At 47.9% G+C, this 503-nt stretch carries 1 tRNA gene; it reads right to left on the bottom strand.

Annotated elements, in window-relative coordinates:
- Positions 1-91: 91 nt before the first annotated feature.
- Positions 92-165, bottom strand: a tRNA-Arg gene (locus tag AWU74_RS07910).
- Between the last annotated feature and the right edge of the window lie 338 nt (positions 166-503).

The raw sequence follows: 503 nt of genomic DNA, 5'->3' as shown, positions 1-503 counted from the left end.
GACGTATTCACGCAGTGCAAAGCAATATTGATAACTGTCAGATAGCGGAAAATCTTTAGACGACGAAAAAAACGCTCAATTTGTTCGTTGTTGCGAGATACAGGATTCGAACCTGCCACCTTCGCCTCCGGAGGGCGACGCTCTATCCAAATGAGCTAATCTCGCGTATATTAAGGCGTATTTACAATTAACCGCCAGAGAAATGAATGCATCAAGCATAGCACTCAAGTTTATCATAGCTGGCGCAAGCCCAATAAAATACTTTTGCCCGATTCAACCATACATATACTGCTTTCGTCAAGCCGCCTTTTGCCGCGGCAGCTCCGTGCGCAAGCAAAGCGTCAAAAGGGACGTATTTTGCCTTGAGCGAAACTGTTTAAATTTCGATAAGCGTGTACCGCCGTGTCCCCAGCCCCAGTTTTTCAGCGTGGATAAGCTGAACTTTGCCGTCGGTCGCAGGGTGCACGTCGATAAAATGGTCGCCGTGAGTCTTTTGCCGCTCG

It is taken from the genome of Treponema endosymbiont of Eucomonympha sp. (assembly GCF_001028545.1).
This window is presented reverse-complemented; position numbering and strand designations above follow the sequence as displayed.